This is a genomic window from Actinomadura livida (assembly GCF_014648675.1).
GTDB classification, from domain to species: Bacteria; Actinomycetota; Actinomycetes; order Streptosporangiales; family Streptosporangiaceae; genus Spirillospora; species Spirillospora livida.
The window spans coordinates 151,192-174,908 of the sequence record NZ_BMRO01000010.1; the positions used below are offsets into that span (position 1 = coordinate 151,192).

At 73.0% G+C, this 23,717-nt stretch carries 18 protein-coding genes; 11 read left to right on the forward strand and 7 right to left on the reverse strand.

Annotated elements, in window-relative coordinates:
• Positions 1-239 precede the first annotated feature (239 nt).
• Positions 240-1,844: a serine/threonine protein kinase gene (locus IEZ03_RS24060; protein ID WP_184880988.1), complete on the forward strand. Its 1,605-nt coding sequence runs from the start codon at positions 240-242 to the stop codon at positions 1,842-1,844.
• Between the two features lie 3 nt (positions 1,845-1,847).
• Here IEZ03_RS24060 and IEZ03_RS24065 read toward each other — a convergent pair whose 3' ends face one another.
• Positions 1,848-3,038: a lipid-transfer protein gene (locus IEZ03_RS24065; RefSeq protein WP_184880990.1), complete on the reverse strand. Its 1,191-nt coding sequence runs from the start codon at positions 3,036-3,038 to the stop codon at positions 1,848-1,850.
• A 14-nt stretch (positions 3,039-3,052) separates the two neighbouring features.
• Entirely contained in the window at positions 3,053-3,502 is a 450-nt protein-coding gene (locus IEZ03_RS24070) for a Zn-ribbon domain-containing OB-fold protein (RefSeq protein ID WP_184880991.1), read from the reverse strand.
• A 188-nt stretch (positions 3,503-3,690) separates the two neighbouring features.
• On the opposite strand from IEZ03_RS24070, the gene IEZ03_RS24075 reads away from it, so the two are divergent.
• The 3 genes from IEZ03_RS24075 (at position 3,691) to IEZ03_RS24085 (ending at position 5,870) form a co-directional block, all read left to right on the forward strand.
• Positions 3,691-4,458, forward strand: coding sequence for an SDR family oxidoreductase (locus IEZ03_RS24075; RefSeq protein WP_184880993.1), 768 nt, complete (start codon positions 3,691-3,693; stop codon positions 4,456-4,458).
• A 10-nt stretch (positions 4,459-4,468) separates the two neighbouring features.
• Entirely contained in the window at positions 4,469-5,428 is a 960-nt protein-coding gene (locus tag IEZ03_RS24080) for an LLM class F420-dependent oxidoreductase (RefSeq protein WP_184880995.1), read from the forward strand.
• A 142-nt stretch (positions 5,429-5,570) separates the two neighbouring features.
• Positions 5,571-5,870 (forward strand): Fe-S cluster assembly protein HesB, encoded by a 300-nt coding sequence (locus IEZ03_RS24085; protein WP_131955792.1) that lies wholly within the window; start codon positions 5,571-5,573, stop codon positions 5,868-5,870.
• A 71-nt stretch (positions 5,871-5,941) separates the two neighbouring features.
• On the opposite strand, the gene IEZ03_RS24090 is transcribed toward IEZ03_RS24085, so the two are convergent.
• Genes IEZ03_RS24090 through IEZ03_RS24100 form a run of 3 tightly spaced genes read right to left on the reverse strand, consistent with a single transcriptional unit; the run spans position 5,942 to position 8,345 of the window.
• A complete protein-coding gene (locus IEZ03_RS24090; RefSeq protein WP_184880997.1) occupies positions 5,942-6,184 on the reverse strand; it encodes a hypothetical protein in 243 nt (80 codons plus the stop codon).
• Positions 6,181-7,281: an Rv3169 family protein gene (locus IEZ03_RS24095; protein WP_184880999.1), complete on the reverse strand. Its 1,101-nt coding sequence runs from the start codon at positions 7,279-7,281 to the stop codon at positions 6,181-6,183. The genes IEZ03_RS24090 and IEZ03_RS24095 overlap by 4 nt, the downstream gene beginning before the upstream one ends.
• A complete protein-coding gene (locus tag IEZ03_RS24100) occupies positions 7,278-8,345 on the reverse strand; it encodes a phosphotransferase family protein (RefSeq protein ID WP_184881001.1) in 1,068 nt (355 codons plus the stop codon). The genes IEZ03_RS24095 and IEZ03_RS24100 overlap by 4 nt, the downstream gene beginning before the upstream one ends.
• Positions 8,346-8,450: 105 nt before the next feature.
• Between IEZ03_RS24100 and IEZ03_RS24105 the strand changes: the two genes are divergently transcribed.
• The 4 genes from IEZ03_RS24105 (at position 8,451) to IEZ03_RS24120 (ending at position 14,509) form a co-directional block, all read left to right on the forward strand.
• Positions 8,451-9,101 carry an MBL fold metallo-hydrolase gene (locus IEZ03_RS24105; protein WP_184881003.1) on the forward strand — a complete coding sequence of 217 codons (651 nt, stop codon included), beginning with the start codon at positions 8,451-8,453 and terminating at the stop codon, positions 9,099-9,101.
• Between the two features lie 35 nt (positions 9,102-9,136).
• Positions 9,137-9,802, forward strand: a complete 666-nt coding sequence (locus IEZ03_RS24110) for an HAD family hydrolase (RefSeq protein ID WP_184881005.1) — start codon at positions 9,137-9,139, stop codon at positions 9,800-9,802.
• Positions 9,803-9,988: 186 nt separating this feature from the next.
• Complete coding sequence (locus IEZ03_RS24115) at positions 9,989-10,192, forward strand: PspC domain-containing protein (protein ID WP_184881007.1); 204 nt, start codon at positions 9,989-9,991, stop codon at positions 10,190-10,192.
• 168 nt (positions 10,193-10,360) lie between these two features.
• Positions 10,361-14,509, forward strand: coding sequence for a hypothetical protein (locus IEZ03_RS24120; protein WP_184881009.1), 4,149 nt, complete (start codon positions 10,361-10,363; stop codon positions 14,507-14,509).
• Positions 14,510-14,517: 8 nt separating this feature from the next.
• Here the strand turns inward: IEZ03_RS24120 and IEZ03_RS24125 are convergent, their stop codons facing one another.
• Positions 14,518-15,702: a hypothetical protein gene (locus IEZ03_RS24125; RefSeq protein ID WP_184881011.1), complete on the reverse strand. Its 1,185-nt coding sequence runs from the start codon at positions 15,700-15,702 to the stop codon at positions 14,518-14,520.
• Between the two features lie 473 nt (positions 15,703-16,175).
• On the opposite strand from IEZ03_RS24125, the gene IEZ03_RS24130 reads away from it, so the two are divergent.
• Positions 16,176-16,367, forward strand: a complete 192-nt coding sequence (locus tag IEZ03_RS24130; RefSeq protein WP_194506013.1) for a hypothetical protein — start codon at positions 16,176-16,178, stop codon at positions 16,365-16,367.
• Here the strand turns inward: IEZ03_RS24130 and lysX are convergent.
• Complete coding sequence (gene lysX, locus IEZ03_RS24135; RefSeq protein ID WP_184890369.1) at positions 16,364-19,693, reverse strand: bifunctional lysylphosphatidylglycerol synthetase/lysine--tRNA ligase LysX; 3,330 nt, start codon at positions 19,691-19,693, stop codon at positions 16,364-16,366. The two genes, IEZ03_RS24130 and lysX, sit on opposite strands and share 4 nt — an antisense overlap.
• Before the next feature lie 272 nt (positions 19,694-19,965).
• Here lysX and IEZ03_RS38125 point away from each other — a divergent pair, with 272 nt between their 5' ends.
• Both IEZ03_RS38125 and IEZ03_RS24150 read left to right on the forward strand, forming a co-directional pair.
• Complete coding sequence (locus tag IEZ03_RS38125) at positions 19,966-22,035, forward strand: serine/threonine-protein kinase (RefSeq protein WP_229808530.1); 2,070 nt, start codon at positions 19,966-19,968, stop codon at positions 22,033-22,035.
• A complete protein-coding gene (locus IEZ03_RS24150; RefSeq protein WP_184881017.1) occupies positions 22,035-23,705 on the forward strand; it encodes a serine/threonine-protein kinase in 1,671 nt (556 codons plus the stop codon). Before IEZ03_RS38125 ends, IEZ03_RS24150 begins: the two co-directional genes overlap by 1 nt.
• The last annotated feature ends 12 nt before the right edge of the window (positions 23,706-23,717 follow it).

Genomic DNA, 23,717 nt, shown 5'->3' on the forward strand with positions numbered 1-23,717 from the left:
GGCCGTGCGACCGTCCCTGGAGTCGTGCCACGCGAACGGCGCGCATTCGCGTAACACAGGGACACCTGACCGCTACATCGCAGGTCACACGACTTCTAGGCGGTGACTTAGGTCACATTTGCGGATCGGGGCCTGATCCGGTCCGCGCGGCCCGCCGGGAAACGCCCCGTCCCGTCGGCACCGGGCCGCGCGCGGTGAGATCATGCCCGGCATGGACGCACGATCGGACGGCCGCTGACGTGGAGCCCCTACGCCCCGAGGACCCCGCCGGAATCGGCGGATACCCGCTGATCGCCCGGATCGGCGCGGGCGGCATGGGCCAGGTCTACCTGGGCCTCACCGGCGCCGGCCGGCACATCGCGCTCAAGGTGATCCGCGAGGACTTCGACGGCCCGCAGGCGCTCGCCCGCTTCCGCCGCGAGGTCGCCACCGTCGAGCGGGTGCGCAGCCGGTTCGCCGCCGCGATGGTCGGCGCCGGGCTGGACGCGCCGCCGTACTGGCTGGCGACCGAGTACGTCCCGGGCCCGACGCTCCGCCAGGCCGTCGCCGAGCACGGGCCGCTGCCGCCGGACACCTGCCTGCGGCTGCTCGCCGCGCTGGCCCAGGGCCTGCTGGAGATCCACGGGCAGGGCGTGCAGCACCGCGACCTCAAGCCGGGCAACGTGATCCTCGCCCCGGACGGGCCCCGGCTGATCGACTTCGGCATCGCCCGCGGCGAGGGCCAGACGCAGATCACCCAGACCGGCATGTGGAACGGCACCCCCGGGTACGTCGCGCCGGAGGTCGTCCGCGAGCAGGAGCCCGTGCCGGCCTCGGACGTGTTCTCCCTCGCCGGGACCATCGCCTACGCCGCCACGGGGCGCCCGCCGTTCGGCGGCGGCCGCATCGAGGCCATCATCCACCGCACGCTCGACGGCGAGATCGACCTCGACGGCGTCGACGCCCGCGTCGCCGAGCTCGTCCGGCTCTGCGCCGCGAAGGAGCCCGCCTCCCGGGTCCGGCTGGAGCGGCTGATCGAGCTGGCCGCGTCCCCGGCCGGGCTCGCCGGCGACCCCGCCTACCTGCGGGTCGCGGGGACCTCTCGGCCGGTGCCCGCCAGCGTCCCGGACGCCGTCGCGTCCGGCCTCGTCCCCGCCGAGCGCACCACGACGAGCGCGCCTGGCGGCACGGGCCTGCGTTCGCGTGCCGCCGTCATCGCGGCGGTCGCCGGGGTGGCCGCCGTCGTCCTGGGCAGTGCGTTCGTCGCGCGGTCCGTCCTGACGGGCGACGACGGCGGGCGGGGCGCGAACACGGCCCAGAGCGGACCGGCGGCGAACGGACCGGCGGCGAACGGGGCGGGGACGGGCGGCGGCGCCACGGCCCCGGTGGACGCGCCCACGCGGACTCCCGGCCCCGACGGCCGCCCGCCCGACGACATCCTCGTGAAGCAGCCCACCGCTGACTTCCGCGAAGTGGAGTTCTCCCCGGACGACCTCACCTGCCTGCCCGCGGTCAGACCCGAGGACGACGCGCTGTCCGGCCAGCTGCAGGTCTCGGCGCCGCGGCAGCCTTACAGCGGCGCCACCGTCGAGTTCGGCATGCGCTTCAAGTACGAGACGCCGTCCCGCTACTACGTGGCGGCCCAGATCCGCCCGCCGGGGCCGCACGGCAGCGCCGGGCCCGGATGGGTCAACAGCAAGCCCCGCCTGTACCCGGGGGACACCGGGCTGGACCTCACCTTCCCGAACGACTTCGAGGGGTCCTCAGGGCCCCTGTCCTCGGGCGTGTGGACCGTCGTCTGGCTGCACGTCCACCCCAACGGGGACGCCTTCTACATCGGCTGCGACGGGTTCACGGTCGCGTAGTGGCTAGCGGACGGCGATGACCGCCGAGCCGTGGCCGAACAGGCCCTGGTTCACCGCGATGCCCGCGCGCGCGTCCTCGACCTGGCGTCCCTCGGCCTGGCCGCGGAGCTGCCATGTCAGCTCGCAGACCTGCGCGATGGCCTGCGCCGGGATCGCCTCCCCGAAGCTCGCGAGGCCGCCGCTCGGGTTGACGGGGACGCGCCCGCCGAGCGCGGTGGCGCCGGAGCGGAGCAGCTCCTCGGCGCCGCCCGGCTCGCACAGGCCGATGTCCTCGTACCAGTCCAGTTCGAGGGCCGTGGACAGGTCGTAGACCTCGGCGAGCGACAGGTCCTCCGGCCCGATCCCCGCCTCCTCGTAGGCGGCGTGCGCGATCGCGGACCGGAACGGCCGCTCCGGCTCATCGGCCGTCATCGCCGAGTCGGTCGCGAAGTCGGGCAGGTCGAGAACCGTCTTGGGGAACGTCGGCGTCACCGTGGACAGGCCCGGGATGCGCACCGGATCGGCGATGCCGTGCCGCCGCGCGAAGTCCATCGAGGTCAGCACCAGCGCCGCGCCGCCGTCGCTGGTGGCGCAGATGTCCAGCAGCCGCAGCGGGTCGGCGACCACGGCGGACTCGCGGACGTCCTCCAGCGTCACCTCCTTGCGGTACCGGGCGTTCGGGTTCGCCAGCCCGTGCCGCGCGTTCTTCACCTTCACCGCGGCGAAGTCGTCCAGCGTCGCGCCGTGCACGGCCATCCGGCGGCGCGCGTAGAGCGCGAAGTAGATCGGGTTCGTGGCGCCGAGCAGCCGGAACCGCAGCCAGTCCGGGTCGTCCGGACGGTCGCCGCCGACGGGCTTGAAGAAGCCCTTCGGCGCGGCGTCGGCGCCCACGACCAGCGCCACATCGCACAGGCCCGCGAGGATCCGCGCGCGTGCGTTGTCGATGGCCTGCGCCCCGGAGGCGCAGGCGGCGTACGAACTGGACACCCGCGCGCCCGACCAGCCGAGCGCCTGCGCGAACGTCGCCCCGGCGATGAACCCCGGGTACCCGTTGCGGATGGTGTCCGCGCCCGCCACGTACTGCACGTCCGTCCACGCGAGCCCGGCATCGGCCAGCGCCGCCCGCGCGGCCGCCAGCCCGTACTCGACGAAGTTCCGCCCCCACTTGCCCCACGGGTGCATCCCCGCACCCAGCACAGCGATCTCTCTGCTCATTCGGCCGACGCTGCTCACTGGACGGGCCTCCACATCCAGACGGTGTACTCGGCTTCGTCGTCCTCGTAGAGGGTGCCTTCGGTCAGCTCGACCTCCATGCCGACGGCGAGGTCGTCGACGGTGTGGCCGGGGGCGACCTGGCCGAGGACGACCATGCGCTCGGCCTCCAGTTCGACCGCCGCGACGGTGTAGGGCACGAACGGGTCGGGCGAGACGTACGGGGGCGGCGGCTTGTAGCGGGAGTCGGCGTAGGACCAGACGCGGCCGCGGGAGGAGAGCGCGTAGGGCTCGAGTTCGGAGCCGTCCTTCGGGCCCGTGCAGCGGGGGTTGCGGCAGGCGAGCTCGTTGCGCGGGAAGTACGGCGTCCCGCAGGACGCGCAGCGGGTGCCCAGCAGCCGTACGCCGCCGTCCTCGGTGGTGAACCACCCTTCGACGGCCGGACGACGTTCCTTGGTCGTGGTCACGCGGCTCCTCCCTCATCCGGTACCGGCGCAGCGTAACAAGCAAACGATCGTTAGAAAGGAGGCTGTCCGGTGAGCGGGACGGACGTCCCGCCCCCAGGTAACTGACTCGTCAGTCACTTCCTGTACAGTGAGCCGAGGCGGATTCTGCTCGGCGGCTCACAGGGTGCGAGAAGGTAGGGAGAGTGCGGATGCGGACGGGACTCGAAGGGAAGACGGCCCTGGTCACCGGGGCCTCCCGCGGGATCGGGAAGGCGATCGCCACCGCCTTCGCCGCCGAGGGGGCCAACGTGGTGATCTCCTCGCGCAAGCAGGAGGCGCTGGACGAGGTCGCCAAGGAGATCACTGCCGCGCACCCGGACGCGCGAGTGCTCGCCAAGGCCGCCCACGTGGGCCGCGCCGAGGAGGCCGCCGCCTGCGTCGACGCCGCCGTCGCCGAGTTCGGCGGCCTGGACATCCTGGTCAACAACGCCGGGACCAACCCCTACTACGGCCCGATGGCCGACATCGAGCCGGCCGCCGCCGCCAAGACCGTCGAGGTCAACCAGTTCGCGGTCGTCCAGTGGACCCAGCTCGCGCTGAAGGCGTCGCTGGCCGAGCGCGGCGGCGCCGTCGTCAACATCGCGTCCGTCGGCGGGATGATCACCGAGCACGGCATCGGGTACTACAACGCCACCAAGGCCGCCGTGATCCACCTGACCCGCCAGTTCGCGATGGAGCTGGCGCCGAAGGTCCGGGTCAACTGCATCGCGCCGGGCCTGGTGAAGACGCACCTCGCCCGCGCCCTGTGGGAGCCCCACGAGGCGGAGATCAGCAAGCACACGCCGCTCGGCCGCCTCGGCGAGCCCGAGGACATCGCGAACGCGGCGGTGTTCCTGGTCGGCGACACGTCGTCCTGGATGACCGGGCAGACCATGGTCGTGGACGGCGGCGCCACCATCCGCGCCTCGCTCGCCTGAGGAGACGAGAATGTCACGCTGGGGACTGACGATTCCGATGACCGGGCTTCCGCTCGGCGAGCTGCGCGAGATCGTCGCGGAGCTCCCGGGGCTCGGCTACACCGACGCCTGGTCCGCCGAGACCAACGGCACCGACGCGTTCACCCCGCTCGCGCTCGCCTCGCAGTGGGCCCCCGAGCTGCGGCTCGGCCCGGCGATCGTGCCGGTCTACACGCGCGGGCCCGCGCTGCTGGCGCAGCAGGCCGCGACGCTCGCCGGCCTCGCGCCCGGACGGTTCGTGCTGGGCATCGGCACCTCGTCCGACACGATCGTGCAGCGCTGGAACGGCATCCCGTTCGAGGAGCCCTACAAGCGCACCCGTGACACGCTGCGCTTCCTCCGCAGGGCCCTCGCCGGCGAGAAGGTCAAGGAGGAGTACGAGACCTTCGCCGTCAACGGCTTCAAGCTGGACAACGCGCCCGCGACGCCGCCGCCGATCGTGCTGGCCGCGCTGCGTCCCGGCATGTTGCGGCTCGCCGCCCGCGAGGCCGACGGCGCGATCACCAACTGGCTCGCGCCGAAGGACGTCCGGACGGTGCGCGGCGTGGTCGGCGACGAGACCGAGCTGATCGCGCGGCTGTTCGTCTGCCCGACCGGCGACGCCGCGGAGGCCCGCGCCATCGGCCGCTGGATGATCGCCGCGTACATGACGGTCCCCGTCTACCGGGCGTTCCACGAGTGGCTCGGACGCGGCGAGGCGCTGCGCCCGATGAACGAGGCGTGGGCCGCCGGCGACCGCAAGAAGGCGCTGGAGGTCATCCCCGACGAGGTCGTCGACGACCTGATCGTGCACGGCACGCCCGATCAGTGCCGCGCCCGCGTCCGCGAGTACGCGGACAGCGGCCTCACCACGCCCATCCTCGCCGTGGTCCCGGGCGGCGGTCTCTCCCCGCAGGAGGCGGTGCGGGCCCTCGCCCCGAACGCCGGCTGACGCCCGGCCGGGCACCGGCCGGCGCCCGGCCGGTGCTCGCCGAGCGAGATCGCGCGGTCACGTCCCGATGTTTACGGCCGTCCGGATCGGGGAGGGTGGGGCAGATCCGAAGCGAGAGAGACAGAGACGTGAGGAGCTGATCGTGCTCACGCTGACCAGCGGTGCCGTCCAGGTCATCCGTACCGTGACCGCCAACCCGGAGCTTCCGCCGGAGACCGGTATCCGCATCGAGTCCGGGCTCGACGGCTCGGACGCCCTCCGGCTCTCGGTGGCCCCGGCCCCCGAAGCGGGCGACCAGGTCGTCGAGGAGGAGGGCGCGAAGGTGTACCTGGAGCCGAGCGTCGCGGAGATGCTGGACGACAAGACCCTGGACGCCCAGGTCGACCCTCAGGGCGACGTGGCGTTCACCATCGCGGAGGGGTCCGGAGGGATCCCCACCTAGACCTGTGCAGTGCCCGCGGAGCCGTCGCGCCGACCCCGGTCGGTGCGACGGCTCCGCGGCATTCGCGGACTTCAGCCCATGGCGCCCACCACCGCCACCACCGCGAACACGAACGCGGCGGTAGTGAGGATCATGAAAGCGGCGATGACCGCGCAGGCAAGCCCGCGCGGCTGATCACGCCAGTTCGCAATGCGGTCGCGCACCAGCCGGTCCAGTTCTTCCCGGGACGGCCGTCCCGCGTCCGGGGGGTCGGGCGAAGGCGGGGTCGTCACGGTCGCCCAGTCTTTCAGAATCATCCGGCCTTTCAGAATCACGCGGTGAAAGAGGGGTGGGGGCCGAGGGCCCAGTACTCGTAGAGGCCGTAACCCGTCGTGACCTCCGTCGGCTGCGCGCCGTCCAGGTACTCGTACCGCCCGACCGCGTCGACGAGGCCCCACATGCGGGCGGCGTCGTCGGGCTTCCGCGTGTCGTAGGTGACGCCCTGGACCTTGATGTCGGGGCCCTGGTACATGCCGTGCTTCCAGTCCGGCTCCAGCCCGTACCCGGTGCCGACCATCAGATGGACGGGCAGGATCGGCGTCGCGCGGACCTCGAACGCCGCCGCGCCGGGCGGCGCGAACCGGAGCGTGGCGCTGACGACGTCGCGGGTGCCCTCGGCGTAGACCGGGAGGTACTCGGGACGGCCCAGGTACTCGGGTTCGCGGTCCGGCCAGACCCGTGTGGCCTCCTCCAGGACCCGGCGCCCCTTCTCGTCCTCTTGGACGATGCAGAGGATCGAGTGGTCCTCGAACTGCATCGGCGTGTACAGCCAGTAGAACGTGCCCGCGTTGTTGATCTGGATCCCGGGCGGCTCTGGCTCGCCCACGGGACGGATGCCCCAGGAGCGGTCCCGGGAGCCCCACCAGTGGTCGGGCGTGGCCTCGATGGTCTCGCCGTCGATGGTGATGGTGCCGGTCCAGCGGCCGGTCTGCGCGAGCCGCCGCGAGTCGAACATGACCCGTTCCTGCCAGCGCAGGTAGTGCGGGGGCTCCAGCGTGGCGGGGATCGTCCCCTCCCAGGTCATGTCGAACGCCAGGCCGTGCTCGTTCTCGTCCAGGACGACCCTGAGCCGCTTCAGCCCCTCGATCACCTCCACTCGGAACGGCCCGACCGTGGTGTCCATGCGGTCGGCGCCCAGCTCGCGCGAGGCCCGGACGACCTTGTGCACCGGCCCGTGCCGCACGACCGCGAACGCGTCCATGACCCCGAGGTTCGGGTACTGCCCGATCCCGATGATCAGCATCAGCTCGTCGGAGCAGGGGTGGGCGTTGAAGTAGTACCGGTCGTAGAAGTTTCGGTCGGACGTCGTGACGTGCCGCATCACCTCGGGTGCCTGGTGGATCGGGTAATCGTCGAGCGGCGAGAGCGTCACGTGGTCTCTCCAAGGATGCGCGCGAGCAGCTGCGTGCAGTTGTTGTTGTAGGGGAAGTCGGAGGTCTCGTCGATCCAGCCGAAGTCGATCATCGCCTGCCCGATCCGGGCCATGACCACCGAGAACTTGAAGCCGGACAGGATCTCGTAGTACGCCATGTGCCGCATCGGGCGCCCGAGCAGCTCCTCGTAGCGGGCGACCGTCTCGGCGTAGGACGGGAAGCCGTCCAGCCTCGGCGCGCCCACGCCCTCACAGTGGTGGCGGTCGAGGAACATGAACCAGGCGAGGTCCTCCTCGGGTGCGCCGAGCGTCGCGGTCTCCCAGTCGAGGACGGCCGCCGGGACGCCCTCCTGGAAGATCACGTTCCCGATCCGGGCGTCGCCCCACAGCACGGCGGGCTCGTCGGGTTCGTCGGGGCGGTTGGCCTTCAGCCAGTCCAGGGCCTTGAGCGCCGTCTCCTGCGGCCCCTTGTAGGCCCAGTGCAGGAAATGCTCGTAGTAGTTGAGCCGCTGGTCGAGGCCGGGGGCGCCCCATGCCGGCTGGTCGAGGAAGCCGAGGCCCAGTTCCCGCGCGTCGAGCCGGTGCAGATCCGCGAGGATCTCCAGCGTGGACCACCACATCGCGGCGCGCTCGTCCGGCGGGGCCTCGGTCACCCAGCCGTCCATGTGGTACGGCGGCATGTCGGTCGGGACGCGGCCGTCGATCCGCCCCATCACGAAGAACGCGGCGCCCAGCACGTCCGCGGACGGCTCGTACCAGCGGATCGGCGGCACGGGGATGGAGGTGCGCTCGTCCAGGACCCGCATCAGCCGGTACTGCTCCTCGAACCGCGGCTCGGGGAACACCTGGTACTTCACCGGCGCGACCCGCGCGACGAGCCGCTCGCTGTGCCGGACGTCGTCGCCGCCGGTCCACTCGGCGTCGAACATCAGGGTCTCGTTGGAGAAGCCGCTGGTCTGCGGGGTCTCCACGTGGGGGATGCGGGCTCCGGGAAGCCGCCGCTCCAGCCAGTCCGCCAGGCTGCGCCTGGTCACCTCGGAGTCGCGTTGGTCGGGAACGGGCATCGCCGCCTCCTTGCGCCGGTCACGGCCCCAGAATTAGAACGTGTTCTATCAACGGGAGCGGGGGTGGTCAATGGCCCAGGTGGACGGCCGTGGAAAAATCGCCTGATGCGCCTCACCAAGCTCGGACACGCCTGCGTCCAGATCAGCAAGGACGACCGGAGCGTCGTCATCGACCCCGGCACGTTCAGCGAGGCGTCCGCCGCGCTCGCCACCGCCGACGCCGTCCTGGTCACCCACGAGCACTTCGACCACTTCGACGCCGACACCCTGCGCGCCGCGATGGCCGAGCGGCCCTCCCTGGAGGTGTGGACGTCCCGCGTCGTCGCCGAGAGCCTCGCCGACCTCGGCGGGCGCGTCCACCAGGTCGGCCACGGCGACGCCGTCACGGTGGCGGGCTTCGAGGTCCACGTCTACGGCGAGGACCACGAGATCATGCACCCGGACATGCCGCCGATCCCCAACGTCGGGTTCATGCTGGACGGCGAGCTCTTCCATCCCGGGGACGCGCTGACCGTCCCGTCCGAGCCCGTGCCCACGCTGTGCCTGCCCGGCAACGCGCCCTGGATGAAGGCCGTCGACCTCTACCAGTACACGCGCGCCGTGAACCCGGGACGCGCCTTCGCCATCCACGACGGCCTCCTCAACGACATCGGGCTCAGCGTCATGGAGCGCGTCCTCACCGGGGCCGGCAAGGAACTCGGGAAGGAGTTCACCCGCATCGCCCCGGGTTCCACGGTCGACCTGGCCCAGCCGTGACCGGCGATCCCTCGACCCCCGGAGGGACGGGAACCGTGCGCAGCCCCCGCCGCGTCCAGGCCGTGTTCTTCGACATCGGCGAGACGCTGATCAACGAGGGCGAGATCTACGGACGGTGGGCCGACTGGCTCGGCGTCCCCAGGCACACGTTCCTCGCGAAACTCGGCGCGGTGCTCGCGACGGGCGGCAGCCACATGGACCTCCTCGAATACTTCCGGCCGGGATTCGACCTGGAAGAGGAGCAGCGCAGGCGCGCCGAGGCGGGCGTCCCCAACGGGTTCGGGCCCGACGACCTGTACCCGGATGCGCGCGCCTGCCTGTCCGGCCTGCGCGACCAGGGCCTCTACATCGGGATCGCCGGGAACCAGCCGGTCGAGGCCGCCGAGCAGATGGCGGCGCTCGGCCTGGACGCGGACGTCGTCGGCATCTCCGACGTGTGGGGGATCCAGAAACCGGCGCGGGAGTTCTTCGAGCGCTGCGCCCAACTCGCCGACGTGTTGCCCGACCGCGTCCTCTACGTGGGCGACCGCATCGACAACGACGTCCGGCCCGCGCTCGCGTTCGGGATGCGGACGGCGTTCCTGCGGCGCGGCCCCTGGGGCCACATCCAGGAGGACGACGAAGCGCTGGGCAACTGCCTGTTCGTCCTGGACGACCTCGCCGGCCTGCCCGAACTCGTCGCCGAGCACAACGCCGCCTGACCCGCACGGCCGAGTATCGGCCGGTACCGGGGTCCCCTTAGGGGCGATCCCCTAATCCCGGAGGATGGCTCGGGAACAGTCCCCGCGGTTGATGCGGTGCCCCTGTCCGGTTCGTAGCGTGGAGAACGTGGAAGCGAAAATCCGCGGCCACGTTCGTTGCACGGCTGAATGGGGAGAGAAGAAGCCATGAACGGTCTAGTTCGCCCGCGCGGCAACCGGATGATCGCCGGCGTCTGCGCCGGCCTCGGCCGCCGGTTCGGCATGTCGGCCGGGACCGTCCGGCTGCTGTTCGTCCTGTCCTGCCTCCTGCCCGGCCCGCAGTTCGTCGTCTACCTCGTCCTCTGGGTGATGATGCCGAACGAGGACCGGCACATGGCGGGCAGCCGCTGAGACGCCTCCGGCACCGCAAGATCATTGATAGCGCTTGGCCGGGCCCGCCCGGGGGTGTTAGATCGTGGCACCACCATCGGACCTCGCACCGGCCGGGCACCGGGGCTCCGCCGCCCGGGACGGCCGAGGTGAGAGATCCGTTCCCCCGTGGGAAGGGAAGGAGCCGCGGTGCCTGAGGAGGGCCCGGGTCACGGCCGGTTTCCGGGCACGACCCCCCGCGTCCCCCGCGCCCCCCGGGACCAGCCCGGGGCCGTGGACGCGCGCGAGTCCGAGCACGCGGCGCGGCTGCTGAGGTTCCTGCGCGACCTGGCGCGGGGCCGCCGCCGCCCGTCCCGCGACCTGTCCGCGCACGACCGGGTCCACTGGCTGGCGGAGCTGCCCGGCGACGTCTACGTGGAGACGGACGCGGGGCCCGGCGACGTCCTGTTCAGCGTGCCGGTCATCCCGCTGACCCCGCCGGTCGTGCTCGACGAGTTCGACGGCTGGCTCGCCCTCCGCAACTGGTACCGGATCCTCCGCGACCTCGCGGGGGAGGACGTCGTGCTCGCCACGGGCCTGCTCGCGTGGCGGCCCGCCGTCCACGACCACCTGCTGAACACGCCCGTGCGGATCGTCGTCGACGACCGCACCGACCGCATCGACGTGGTCCTCGCCGGGCGCACGAGCCTGCGGGACCGGGACCTGCTGTCCGGCCACCCCGGCTACCGGCCCGCCCCCGGCCCGCCGGACGCGGTGCGCGCCGGGCGGGGCTTCGGGCTGAACCCCTCGGTAGGGGACGTCCTGCGCGAATGGTGCTCCGCCGCGCTCACCGCCCCCGCCGACTACAGCGACGACTGGGACCCGGACGCGGCGGCCCCGTCGCCCGTCCCGCGGCTGCGCCTCGCGCCCGCGCTGGTCGTCCGCCCGCCGGGCCGCCGCGCCGCCGCCGACTACCACGCCGCCCTCCTCGACCGGGTGCCCGGCGGCGTCCCCGAGGGGATCGCGCGGCTGGTGTCGCCGTCCAGGAGACCGCACGTCATGCACGTGCCCGAGCGCGAGGCGGACACCGTCCCCGACCTGCTCGCCGGGCTGCTCACCCGCGGCCACCGCGTGCTCGTCGCCACCAGCGGCGCCACCGCGTCGGGGGCCCTGCACGCGGCGCTGCCGCCCGGCCTAGCCGACCTCACGGTCGCCGACCCCGCCGTGGCCGGCCGCGCGGCGGAAGCGATCCTCGCGCGCAGCGCCCCGCCCGACCTGGACGCGCTGGCCGAACGGGAGGAGGCCGCCGCCGCGCAGGTCACCGAGATCCGCGAGCGCCTCGGCGGCGCCGACGAGCCCGCCGACCCGCGCGAGCGGCTCCGCGCCGAGGCGCCCGACCTGGCGTGGATGCCGGTCCGCGCCGGGATGCCGCCGGACCCGCCGATCTCCCGGTCGGAGGCCGCGGAACTCGTCGTCCTCCTCGCGGAGGAGACCGCGGCGCGCAAGGCCCGCACCGAGCAGCGCGACGTCGACCCCGGCGCGCTGCCCAGCGCCGCCTACGTCCGCACCCTGGTCGAGGCGGAGGCCGCGGCCGCCGAACGCGCCGAACGGTCCAAGACCGACCTGTCCCGCCGCCTGCGCGAGACCGACGTCACCTTCCTCGCCCGCCTCGACGGCCACGCATCCACCGTCGCCGCCGCGCTCCGCGACCTCGGCCTCGACGGCGACCCGGGCGGCTGGAACCCCGCCGACCTCGCCGCCCAGGCGTTCGGCGACGCCCTCGCGGACCGCCGCCCCCTCATCTGGGCGCGCGTCCACGAGATGACCGCCCGCGCCCAGTGGGCGGAGGGAGCCCTGACCGAACTCAACGGCCACGAGATCGACCTCCCCGACGGCGCGGACCTGCGCGGGCTCGCCGCGTCCGCCCTCGACCTGCGCGCCCACCTCGCCGGCGGCGGCACCCTCAAGCGGGGACCGCTGCGCTCGTCCGCGCAACGCCAGGCCGAGCCCCTCCTCACCACCGTGAAGGTCGACGGCGCCGCGCCCACCACCCCCGAACTGCTCGACCTCGTCCACACCGCACTCATGGTGCGGATCACGTGCCGCGAGTTGCAGTACGTGTGGGAGGCCGCCGGCATCTCCTTCCCGGCCGACCTCCCGCCCGCCGAACGCGTCGCCCGCTTCGTCCGCGCCCACGCCCGCCTCGCCCGCATCCGGGACGCCATGACGGCCGTGCAAGAGACCCGCGATCTCCTCAGCCGCTCCGGCCTCAACATCCCCTTGGGCCACCCCCACCAGTGGCACAGCTACGTCACCGCCCTCCGCAACGCCCTGGAGGGCCTGGGCGTCAGCCGTGCCGCCGCCGACCTCGACGCCCTCCGCGACTCCATCGGCCCCGTGGACGACGACGATCCCCCCGAACTCCAGGCGGCCCTGGACGCCATCGACGCCCGCGACGCCGCCGCCTACGGCCGCGCCCTCGGCGCTCTGGCCGAGGCCCGCCACGAACGCTCCCGCCAGATCCGCTGCACGGAACTCCTCGACCGCGTCCGCTCCGTCCACCCCGACCTCGCCAACCTCATGATCGCCACCGACGGCGACGAGGCGTGGCAAGAGCGCACCCCGCGCTGGGACGAAGCCTGGACGGCGGCCCACCACGCCACCCGGCAGACCGTCCCCGCCAAGGAACGCCTGCAAGCCGCCCTCACCGAGGCCGAGGAACGCCTCCGCGTCATCCGCGCCGACCTCACCGCCGCCCGCGCCTGGAGGGCCGCCCTCGACACCGTCCCCGACTCACCCGCCGCCCCGTCCGACGTCATCCCCGCGTGGATCCTCCCGCTCTGGCGCATCCCCGAGACCCTCCCGCCCACCGCGGACTCCTTCGACGTCGTCATCGTGGACGGCGAACACGGCGCCGGCGCCGAAGCCCTCTTCCTCCTCTGGCTGGCCCCCCGCATCATCCTCGTGGGCCCACCCGGCCCGGACCTGCCCCCACTTGAGGGCCCACCCCCCGACACCCTCCTCCCACACCACCTCCGCGCGATAACCCCCACCACCACCCTCTTCACGGCCCTGACCACAGAACCTCCCGCCCGCCCAGCCGACACCACCCCAGACCCCGGCCTCCCCACGTCCCCACCCACCCCAAGACCGAACGACCGCCAACAGCACCCGTCTCCACGCCCCGCAGAGCCGCCCAGACCGCCGCAAAAGCTCCCCTCCGCACCAGCACCCAGCGCCCCACCCCAGCAACGGGACGAGCCGAAACAGCCTCCCCGCCCCCGCCCGTCGGAGCCACCGATGGCACCGCGCAGGCAGCCGACCGCATCGGCCCCCGGCGGCCCACCGCGGCCACCAGCCGAGCGGGATCAGAGTCCGGCCTCACACCCCGCAGAGCCCTCCACGCCACCGCGCAGACTCCCGTCCACGCCGGTGCCCAGCGGCCCGCCGCAGCATCCGGACGAGCCGAAACAGCCTCCGTACCGGCGCGCCTCGGAGCCGCCGCGAAGAGGTCCGGCCGCCCCGAGCCCCGGCGGAGCGCCGCAGCCCCCAGATCAGCAGGATCAAAATCCGTCTTCGCGTCCCGTAGAGCCGCCCAGGCCGCCGCGCAGGCTCCCCTCCGCGCCGGTGAACAGCGGCCCGCCGCAGCGCCCGGACGAGCGGGATCAGGATCCGGCTTCGCGGCCTGCGGGGCCGTCCACGCCGTCGCGTAGGGGGGTCCCGTTCGGGGTGCCTGCGGATAGGCCGGGGGCGCGGGAGGAGCGGTCGCGTCCTCCGGAGTCGGCTGCGCCGGCGGGTGAGGGAGGGCGTGACCCGCGCGGGCGGGGGATGCCGCCGCAGCGGCTCGATGCGCGGAATCGTGAGGGGCGTGCGTCCGGTGAGGCGGCCGGGGCCGGGCTTCCGCCTCGGCGGTTGGATGCGCCGCGGCTCGATGCGCGTGCGCCGGGTGGGGGGCCCGCGGAGAGCGGTTCGGACGTGCCGTTCGGACCGCCTCGGCGGCTCGATGCCCCGGGGCGTGCTCCCCGGTCCGAACCGGCCGAGCCGCCGCCACCGGCGGACCCTCCCGCGGAGATTCCGGCGCTCTGGGGAAGGCCCGGCGGGCGGCCGAGCGAACCGGCGGCCGGGTCGGCGCAGGTCAGGCGCGGGCAGTCGATCGCCACCTACAAGCGGCCCGAACTGGTCGAGATCGTCGGGCGGATCGCCACGCGGGAGCCGGACCTGTCGGACGACCAGATCATCGAACTGGTCACCCGCCTCCTCGGCTGCCCCGAGGACGAGGAGCTCTTGGTCGGCGCCCGGCTCCGCTACGCCGTCGAGGTGTACCGGAAACAGGCCGGCCGCGGCAGTTCCGAAGGGTAGGGAGTGGCCTAATCCGTCCTGCCGCCTTCGGCGGAGGCCACCCGCAGGGGCCGCGCCGCTTTCCGGCTGATGTGCCGGACGAGCGGTGGCCGACCGGACTTCGTCAGAGAGTTGAGCGCCGCCTCGATCGACGGACGCCTGGGAAGCCTGTCGACATGCCGCTGCCAACGCTCCTGATCAATCGCCAGGGCTTTGATGAACCCCTGGCACAACTCCGGCGTGATGTGCGCCAGCCGCCCCCTGGCCGCCAGCAAAGCAGCGATCATGCGCTTTCGCTCGCCATCGTCCTCGATGAGCGTGGACGCCCGCGCGAGACGCAGCACGTGGTCGATGAACCTGCCGCGCCGCGCGATGAAGTCCGCCCAGTGGCGCAGGTCCGCCTCGGCTACGGTGCGTCCCTGGTCGAGGAGCCAGAACACGCCCTCCGCGAGGACGTCACCGATCTCCTCACCCCGAGCTCGGTCGGGAGTCCTATAAGGGTCGTACGGCTGCTGGACGACCGTTCCCGTCACCGCGAGCTGCCGGAGTCCGACCTTGGCGTCGAGCAGGCAGAACCAGTCTTCGTTGTAGATGTTGGGAAAGAACGAGCGGTGGCGGGTGACCTCGATGGCGAGTGCACCGCCGCCGATGAACGACTGCTGGGGGCCGCCCACGGCACGGTAGGCGTGGCAGACGACCGAGTTGTCGGGAAAACCGCCGATGGACAGCCCGACGGCGCTGTAGGTGTCGAGAAGGCCGGCCGCCGTCCTGAGGTTCTCCGGGGCTTGGACGGTGATGTCGTCATCGAGGAAGACAATGCGTTCCCAGCCGACGAGATGGCTGAGCATCAGCGCGAAGTTGCGCTTGGCGCTGATGTCGGTCTTGCGTGCGAACCTGCCGGTAAGCAGCCGGGACGTCTCGAATTCAGGAAGCCTCAGAGCCTCCTGGCCGGGTACGTCGATGGCGATCAGATCGGTGTCCGGGGGAAGCCTTCGCGCCGTGTCCCGGGCACTTGTGAATCTGCCGCTGTGTAGTGTGACCAGCGGACACTCCAATAAGGCCGCGATGCGGGCGGCCTCGCCGAGATGGGCCGGAGCACGGTTGGTAGGCACGATGATGGCGTCGATTCGCGCTCGTGCCGGAGTCGCGTCGTCGGGATTCCAGAGCAGATGCCGGTGCGAACCGTGGTGATCCGGAGTGAGGGCCGAGGTCATTGCTGCGGATGCAACCACTCGAAAAGCCGGTTCTCCTCGATCGTCCAGTCGGGTGTCAGGGGCACGCTGTTCTCTACGATGACGCGCATGCTTCAGGCGTGATCGACTTCGGTGCTCGGTGCTCGGTGCGGGGCGGGTGGTGTTGTCGAATTTGCATGTCCATGTCGGTGGATGTCTGTAGAAATGTCTGCGTGGCTGAATGGGACGGGGAGGCGCTGGCGCGGTTGCGGGGGGCCGTCCACCGTGGGGACGGGGGCCGTGGGCTTGAGGTGCTGGCGGGGCGTCCGCTCGGGCCGGTGCTGCAGTACGCCGGGGACGTCGCGGTGGCCGCCAGGGGGTTGCCCGGGGGTGCGGCGCTTGCCCGGGAGTGTGTCGAGGAGTTAAGGCGGCGGGGCCTTCCAGGGGACGCGGAGCTCGCCGACGAGATTGAGGGTGTTTCGGGGCTTGCCGGGCTTCCCGTTGATCTGGGGGCGGTGGCCGCGGCGATGGATGACGGGTTCCATGTGCTGGACGTCGAGTACGGCGATGTCGTCCCGGTGGACGAAGGGGGAGAGGGCGTGCCGATTCCGCCGGGCGTCCTGCCCGAGGGGGAGGACGCCCGGCGGGGGGCGGCGCGGCGGTGGCTGGCGGAGCAGGGGTACCGGGCCGTGCCGCGCGGCCTCTAGGAGCCGGGGCGGGCCAGGGGGAAGGGGATCGTCTCGCGGATGCTGCGGCCCGTGAGGGTGATCATGAGGCGGTCGATGCCCATGCCCATGCCGCCGGCGGGCGGCATCGCGTACTCCAGGGCGCGCAGGAAGTCCTCGTCCAGTTCCATGGCCTCGGGGTCGCCGCCGGCGGCGCGCAGGGACTGCTCGGTGAGGCGGCGGCGCTGCAGGACGGGGTCGATCAGCTCGGAATAGGCCGTGCCGAGTTCGAGGCCGAAGATGATGAGGTCCCATTTCTCGGCGAGGCGCGGTTCGGTTCGGTGCGGGCGGGTGAGCGGGGACGTTTCCGCCGGATAGTCGCGCACGAATGTGGGGGCGGTGAGTTTCTCCTCGACCAGCGCCTCGAAGATTCCCTGGACGATTCTGCCCTGCCCCGAATGCGAGTCGAAGTTCAGGCCGAGGCTCACCGCGAACGACCGGACGGTGGTCAGCGGCGTGTCGGGGGTGATCTCCTCGCCGAGGACCTCGGAGACGGCCCCGTAGACGGTGACCTCCCGCCACGGTTCGGCCAGGTCGTACTCGACGCCGTCGCGCACGACGACGGTGGTGCCGAGGGCGGCGCGGGCGGCGTCCACGACGAGGGAGCGGGTGAGGGCGGCCATCGTGTCGTAGTCGCCGTAGGGCTCGTACGCCTCCAGCATCGTGAACTCGGGGTTGTGCTTCGGCGAGACGCCCTCGTTGCGGAAGTTGCGGTTCAGTTCGAAGACGCGGCCGACGCCGCCGACGAGGAGGCGCTTCAGGTACAGCTCGGGCGCGATCCGCAGGTGGAGCTGCATGTTGTAGGCGTTCATGCGCGTCGTGAACGGCCGGGCCGCGGCGCCGCCGTGCACGGGCTGCAGCATCGGCGTCTCGACCTCCAGGTAGCCGCGGCCGCGCAGGCCGTCGCGGACGGCGGCGATGGCGTCGCCGCGCATCCGGAGCATCCGGCGGGCGTCGTCGTTGACGATGAGGTCGACGTACCGCTGCCGGACTCGGGCCTCCGGGTCCGACAGTCCGGAGCGCTTGTTCGGCAGGGGCCGCAGGCACTTCGCGGCGACCTGCCAGGACGAGGCGAGCACCGACAGCTCGCCGTGCCTGGACGTGACGACCTCGCCCGCCACGCCGACCTGGTCGCCGAGGTCGATCAGCGCCTTCCAGCTGCGCAGGGACTCCTCGCCGAGCGCGTCGGCGGTCAGCATCACCTGGAGGTCACCGGTCTCGTCCCGCAGGGTGACGAAGATGAGGCGGCCGTGCTCGCGGGCGAGGACGACGCGTCCCGCGATGGCGACACGGCAGCCCGTGGCGGCGTCGGGGGCGAGGCCGGCGAAGCGCTCCCGGATGCCGGCGGCGACGTCGGTCCGCTCGCAGCCGACCGGGTAGGGGTCCAGGCCGGCGGCGCGGATCCGGTCCAGCTTGGCGTGCCTGACCCGCTCCTGCTCCGACAGCCGGCGCCGCGGCGCGCGGGCCGCGTCGGCGGCCTCCTCGATCTTCCGGACCCGGTCGACCAGGTCGCCGGACGGCGCCATGGCCGCGGCCCGTTCCAGCTTCGGGCGGTTCAGGTTGGGCAGGAACCCCTCGGCGCGGGCGTAGGCGAGGCCGAGCCGGACGAGGTGCCGGCTCTGCATGTAGCAGATGTAGCGGGGACGCCAGTCCGGCAGGTACTTCGCGTTCGACAGGTACAGCGATTCGAGCTGCCAGAACTTCGACGCGAACGACAGGAACCGGTAGTAGAGCCGGGCGACCGGCCCGGCGCCGATCTGCGAGCCGCGGGCGAACGCGGAGCGGAGCATCGCGAAGTTCAGCGAGAGCCGCTGCGCGCCGACCGCGGCGGCCTTCTCGGCGAGCTTGGCGACCATGTACTCGTTCAGCCCGTTCTCGGCGAGCCGGTCGCGGCGCATCAGGTCCAGGGACAGGCCGGCGCGCCCCCACGGGACGAAGCTGAGCAGCCCGCGCAGCTCGCCGCGGGCGTCGAACGCCTCGACCATGACGCAGCGGCCGTCGGTGGGGTCGCCGAGCCGGCCGAGCGCCATCGAGAAGCCGCGCTCGGCGTCCTCGCCGCGCCACGCGTCGGCGCTGCGGATCAGCGCGGCCATCTCCCGGGCGGGGATCTCCGAGTGGCGCCGGATCCGCACCCCGTACCCGGCCCGCTCGACGCGCCGGACGGCCTGCCGCACCTGCCGCATCTCGCGCCCGTCCAGGGTGAAGCCGGCGAGGTCGATGACGGCCTCGTCGCCGAGCTCCAGCGCGGCGAACCCGTGCCGCCGGTAGACGTGCGCGCCGCGCTCGCCGACGCTGACGGCGCCGGGGATCCAGGCGTGCGCGCGGCACTCCTCCAGCCACGCCTCGATCGCCTGGTCCCACGACTCGGGGTCGCCGAGCGGGTCGCCGCTGGCCAGCGAGACCGACCCCTCGACCCGGTAGGCGATGGCCGCCTTGCCGTTCGGCGCGACCATGACGTCCTTGTCGCGGCGCAGCGCGAAGTAGCCGAGGGAGTCCTGGTCGCCGTACTCGGCGAGCAGCGACCGCGCCGTGAGCTCCTCCCGCGCGCCGAGGACGGGGTCCTGGCGCCCCGGCCGGAACATCGCCCAGAACGTGACGATCAGCAGCCCGGTGCCGAGGACCCACAGGATCGCGTTGACCCAGAACGGCACGTGGACGTTGATCGGCGTGCCGGTGACCCGCGGCCCGAGGACGGTCTGGGAGATCGCGTAGAGCGGGTGCGTCCAGAAGGCGCCGCTGTCGTCCCGGTCGGTGACGGTGACGAGGAGCGTCCCGATCCCGCAGGTCACCACGAGGAGGTTGGTGAAGACCTGGGTGGCGAGGCGGCGGTTCGCGCGGTCGGGCAGCGTGGTGAACTGCCCCCGCGCGGAGACCAGCAGCACGAGGACGGCGAGGTGCGCGGCGGCGGTGATGAGCAGCCCGGTGTGCAGCGGCTCGTCCGGCTTCAGGGACGCCGTCGCGACCGCGGTGACGCCCACCGCGGTCGGCAGGCAGAAGACCACGACGAGGATCCGCCAGGCGGCCTTCTTGCGCCGCCGGACGCCCATCGACAGCAGGATCCAGAGGAGGCCGACGGGCACGCTCGGGAACCAGCCGAGATAGCCGAGCCACCGCAGCGCCCAGATGTCGGCCATCTCGAGGATGAGACCATGGGAGACCCAGGCGAGCAGCGACAGGATCCCGGAGAGACGGGTGTACCAGAAGAAGATCGTGGGCGCGGATCGGACGAGCCGTCCCCATCTGCCCAGCAGACCGCCCCCGCCCCGGGAGTCCCGTCCGGCAGCGGCCCCCCGGCCGGCCCGCGGCATGGCCCACGGCAGCACCCGCGGCAGGGCCCGCTCCCGCGTCGCCCGGCCCTTCACGGTCCGGCCTTCCGGTGCGGCGTCTCCCGCGGCCGACCCCTTCATCGAGGGTGTGGCGGGGTCGTCAATGGCGGCTGTCACGTCCACCGTGCTTCCATCCGTGCTGGTGAGTCCGGTGGTGGCGAACCTCGGTGTGACGCCGGACGTCGTACGGGTAGGGGGAAGTGGCTTGCAAGCTCGTTCCAAGGTTGTCAGCAAAAGTCGATATGGTCGCGGATATGCCAAGTGAACCCACCGGTGAGCGGTTGCTCGCCCGCCGTTACCGACTGGTGACCCAGGTCGGCCGGGGCGGCATGGGTACGGTCTGGCAAGCGCACGATGAGGTCCTCGGTCGTGACGTCGCGGTGAAGGAGGTCATCCTCCCGCATGGTCTCACCGATGAGGAACGGGCCGTCCACCACAAGCGCACGTTCCGGGAGGCCCGCACCGCCGCGCGGCTCGGGCACCCCGGCGTGGTCACCGTCTACGACGTCGTCGAGGAGGACGGCCGTCCGTGGATCATCATGGAGCTCATCAAGGCGCGCTCCCTCGATCAGGTGATCAAGCAGGACGGCCCGCTGGAGACCCGCCGCGCCGCCGAGATCGGCCGGCAGATGCTCGCCGCGCTGCACGCCGCGCACGACGCGGGCGTCCTGCACCGGGACGTCAAGCCGAGCAACGTGCTGATCACCGGCACCGGGCGGATGGGCGAGCGCGCCGTGCTCACCGACTTCGGCATCGCGACCGCCTCCGGTGACGCCACCCTCACCCAGACCGGCCTGGTCATGGGGTCGCCCGCGTACATCGCGCCGGAGCGGGCCCGCGGCCGGACCGCCGGACCCGCCTCCGACCTGTGGTCGCTCGGCGTCACCCTCTACGCGATGCTGCACGGCAAGTCGCCGTTCGAGCGCTCCGAGCCGATGGCGGCGCTGATCGCGGTGATCTCCGACGAGCCCGACCCGCCGGAGAAGGGCGGCCGGCTCATCCCCGTCATCGAGGGCCTGCTGCGCAAGGACCCCGCCCAGCGGATGGACGCGATCGAGGCCGGTGCCCTCCTGGACGACATCGTCCGGCAGGAGAGCGTCGACACGCAGCGCACCATGGCGGTCGAGTTCCCCTTGGACGAGCCCTCGGGCCGGTCCGCACCGGAGCCCGCCGAGCCCGGATCGCACGGGGCCCGCCCCTACGCGGAGGGCTACGCCGAGCCGTACCCGGAGACCTACGCCCCCGACCAGCCGCTCCCCGAGGAGACGGGCGACCCCGGCGGCGCGACGAGCGTCGACCCGGTCCGCGCGTCCGCCGCCCCGGCCGCGCCCGGCGCCGCGGACGCCCGCCCCGACCAGCTGACCAGCTTCGACATCCCCACCGGCAAGGCGGCCAGGACCGGTACCGCCCGCGACTCCGGGAAAGGCGGCGAGAGCAAGGCCGGCCCCGGGGAGACGACGCCCGACCCGGACCGCGCCTCGTCCTGGCGCTCCGGCCCGCGGACGGAACCCGCCGGCGCGACGGTCCCCGCCGACCGGTCGCCCGGCCACGGGTCGCCCGGCCACGGGACCGTCCAGCACGGATCGCTCGGCCACGGAGGGGCCGGCGGAGGGACGGCGACGCACTTCCCGCCGACGACCCACGCGACCCGGCGCCCCGCCCTGGCCTCCAACCGCAACGTGGTGATCATCGCCGCGGTGGTGCTGCTCGTGATCGTCCTCATCGCGAGCATCGCGCTCGCGCGGAGCGGCGGCGACGAGAAGAAGGACGCGGGCCAGCAGGGGGCGACGGCGCCGGCGACCGGCGCCACCGTGTCCGTCTCCGCCACCTCCACCACGCCCAGCGGCACGCCGAGCGCGGGCGTCCCCGCCGGTTTCAAGAAGCACAAGGACCGCAGCGGCTACACCGTGCTCGTCCCGAAGGGGTGGAGCGGCCCCGAGCGCAAGAACGGCGGCGACTTCTTCTACTCGCCCGACCGCGACGTCTACCTCCAGATCGACCAGACCGACGATCCGGGCGACAGCGCGATCGACGACTGGCGGCGGCAGGAGCGCGGCGGCTCCGGCTGGCCCGGCTACAAGCTGATCGGGATCCGGCCGACCGGCGACCAGCCGCCGGTGCCCGACACCGGCGACGGGGACGACTCCGCCGACTGGGAGTTCACCTACGCCGGGCAGGGCGGCCGCGTCCGCGTCCTGAACCGCGGCTTCGTGACCGAGGGCCACGGCTACGCCATCCTGCTCCGCGCCCCCGACAAGGAGTGGGACAAGGTGTTCGCAGAGCTCAAGCCGGTCTACCGGCACTTCGAGCCCGCGGACGACTGATGGAAGGCCGCCTCCTCGCAGGCCGGTACCGGCTCGAATCCGTGGTCGGGCGCGGCGGGATGGGCACCGTCTGGCGCGCCCGCGACGAGACCCTCGACCGGGACGTCGCGGTGAAGGAGGTCGTGCTGCCCGCCGGGCTGGGCGACGACGAGCGCGAGAACCGGCACCGCCGGACGCTGCGCGAGGCCCGCGCCTCGGCCAGGCTGAACCATCCGGGCGTCGTGACCGTACACGATGTCGTGGACGAGGACGACCGTCCGTGGATCGTCATGGAACTGGTCCGGGCCCGTTCGCTCCAGGACATCGTGGACGGGGACGGGCCGCTGCCGCCCGGCCGGGCCGCGGCCATCGGGCGGCAGATCGCGGGGGCGCTGCGCGCCGCGCACGCGATCGGCATCCTGCACCGGGACGTGAAGCCCGCCAACGTGCTGGTCGCCGAGGACGACCGGGCGGTCCTCACCGACTTCGGCATCGCGCAGATGGCGGGGGACGCCACGCTCACCGGCACCGGGCTGCTCATCGGGTCGCCCGCGTACATGGCGCCGGAGCGGGTGAACGGTTCCCCGGCGGTCCCCGCGTCCGACCTGTGGGCGCTCGGCGCCACCCTCTACGCCGCGACCGAGGGGAAGGCCCCGCACCATCGCGGCGACGCGATGGCGGTGCTCGCGGCCATCCTCACGCAGGACGTCCCGCCGCCGCGGAACGCGGGGCCGCTCACGCCCGTGCTCACCGCCCTGCTGGAACGCGACCCCGGCCGGCGGCTCACCGGCGACCGGGCGGAGGAGGCCCTCAACGCGGTCGCCGCCGGGCAGGCACCGGGTCTCGCCGCCGAGCCGACCGCGTCCGGCCCACTGTCCGGCGCACTGTCCGGCGCACGCCCCGCCCCGCCCCCGGCACCGCCCGCCGCGAGCCAGGCGCCTCCCGCGCCGCCGCCACCGGCGCCGTCCTTCCCCGGGCCGGTCCCGGGGATGACGGCCCACTACCCGCCGCTCGCCCCGGCCGGGACGGAGCGCCGCAGGTCGGTGCTGGCGCCGATCCTCGCCGGGGCGGCCGTGGCGACGGTGATCCTGGCGGTCGCCGGGGTCCTGATGTGGCCGGACGGCTCGTCCGGCGGCGGGCCCGAGGAGTCCCGGCAGCCGACGACCGTCGCGAAGCAGTCCACGCCCGGCCCGCAGGACACGCCCACCGCGCCCGAGCCGGCATCGTCCGGCGGCCCGTCCGAGGCGTTCCTGCCGGACGGGCTCGTCCGGGCGCCCGGCCCCGGCTTCACCATCGGGGTCCCGAAGGGGTGGCGGCGCTCCGACCGGGGCAACAGCACCATCTGGAACGACCCGGCGGGCACCGCCTACGTCCAGGTCGACCGGACGCCCTGGACGGGCGACCCGTACGACCACTGGCTGACCTGGGAGCGGGAGGCCATCGCCGACGGGAAGCTGCGGAACTTCAACCGGCTCTCGATCACCCGCACGAGCGTCGCCGGCGTGGCCGCGGCCGACATCGAGTTCACCTGGACCCGCGACAGCGGCCTCACCCGCGCGCGCGACCGCGGGGTGATCGCCGGGGGCCGGTCGTACGCGGTGGTGGTCGCGGTTCCCGCGTCCCAGTGGAACGAGAACGAGGCACTCGTGAAGAATGTGCTCGACACGTTCCGTCCCTCCGGGGTGGGATGATAAACGGGGGGA

What these genes read in the sequence shown, in the direction of transcription:
- IEZ03_RS24065 (WP_184880990.1), bottom strand. Translation starts at nt 3,038, where the DNA reads ATGAGCAGAGAGATCGCTGTGCTGGGTGCGGGGATGCACCCGTGGGGC.
- IEZ03_RS24075 (WP_184880993.1), top strand. Translation starts at nt 3,691, where the DNA reads ATGCGGACGGGACTCGAAGGGAAGACGGCCCTGGTCACCGGGGCCTCC.
- IEZ03_RS24080 (WP_184880995.1), top strand. Translation starts at nt 4,469, where the DNA reads ATGTCACGCTGGGGACTGACGATTCCGATGACCGGGCTTCCGCTCGGC.
- IEZ03_RS24100 (WP_184881001.1), bottom strand. Translation starts at nt 8,345, where the DNA reads ATGCCCGTTCCCGACCAACGCGACTCCGAGGTGACCAGGCGCAGCCTG.
- IEZ03_RS24105 (WP_184881003.1), top strand. Translation starts at nt 8,451, where the DNA reads ATGCGCCTCACCAAGCTCGGACACGCCTGCGTCCAGATCAGCAAGGAC.
- IEZ03_RS24115 (WP_184881007.1), top strand. Translation starts at nt 9,989, where the DNA reads ATGAACGGTCTAGTTCGCCCGCGCGGCAACCGGATGATCGCCGGCGTC.
- IEZ03_RS24125 (WP_184881011.1), bottom strand. Translation starts at nt 15,702, where the DNA reads ATGACCTCGGCCCTCACTCCGGATCACCACGGTTCGCACCGGCATCTG.
- lysX (WP_184890369.1), bottom strand. Translation starts at nt 19,693, where the DNA reads ATGCCGCGGGCCGGCCGGGGGGCCGCTGCCGGACGGGACTCCCGGGGC.
- IEZ03_RS38125 (WP_229808530.1), top strand. Translation starts at nt 19,966, where the DNA reads ATGCCAAGTGAACCCACCGGTGAGCGGTTGCTCGCCCGCCGTTACCGA.
- IEZ03_RS24150 (WP_184881017.1), top strand. Translation starts at nt 22,035, where the DNA reads ATGGAAGGCCGCCTCCTCGCAGGCCGGTACCGGCTCGAATCCGTGGTC.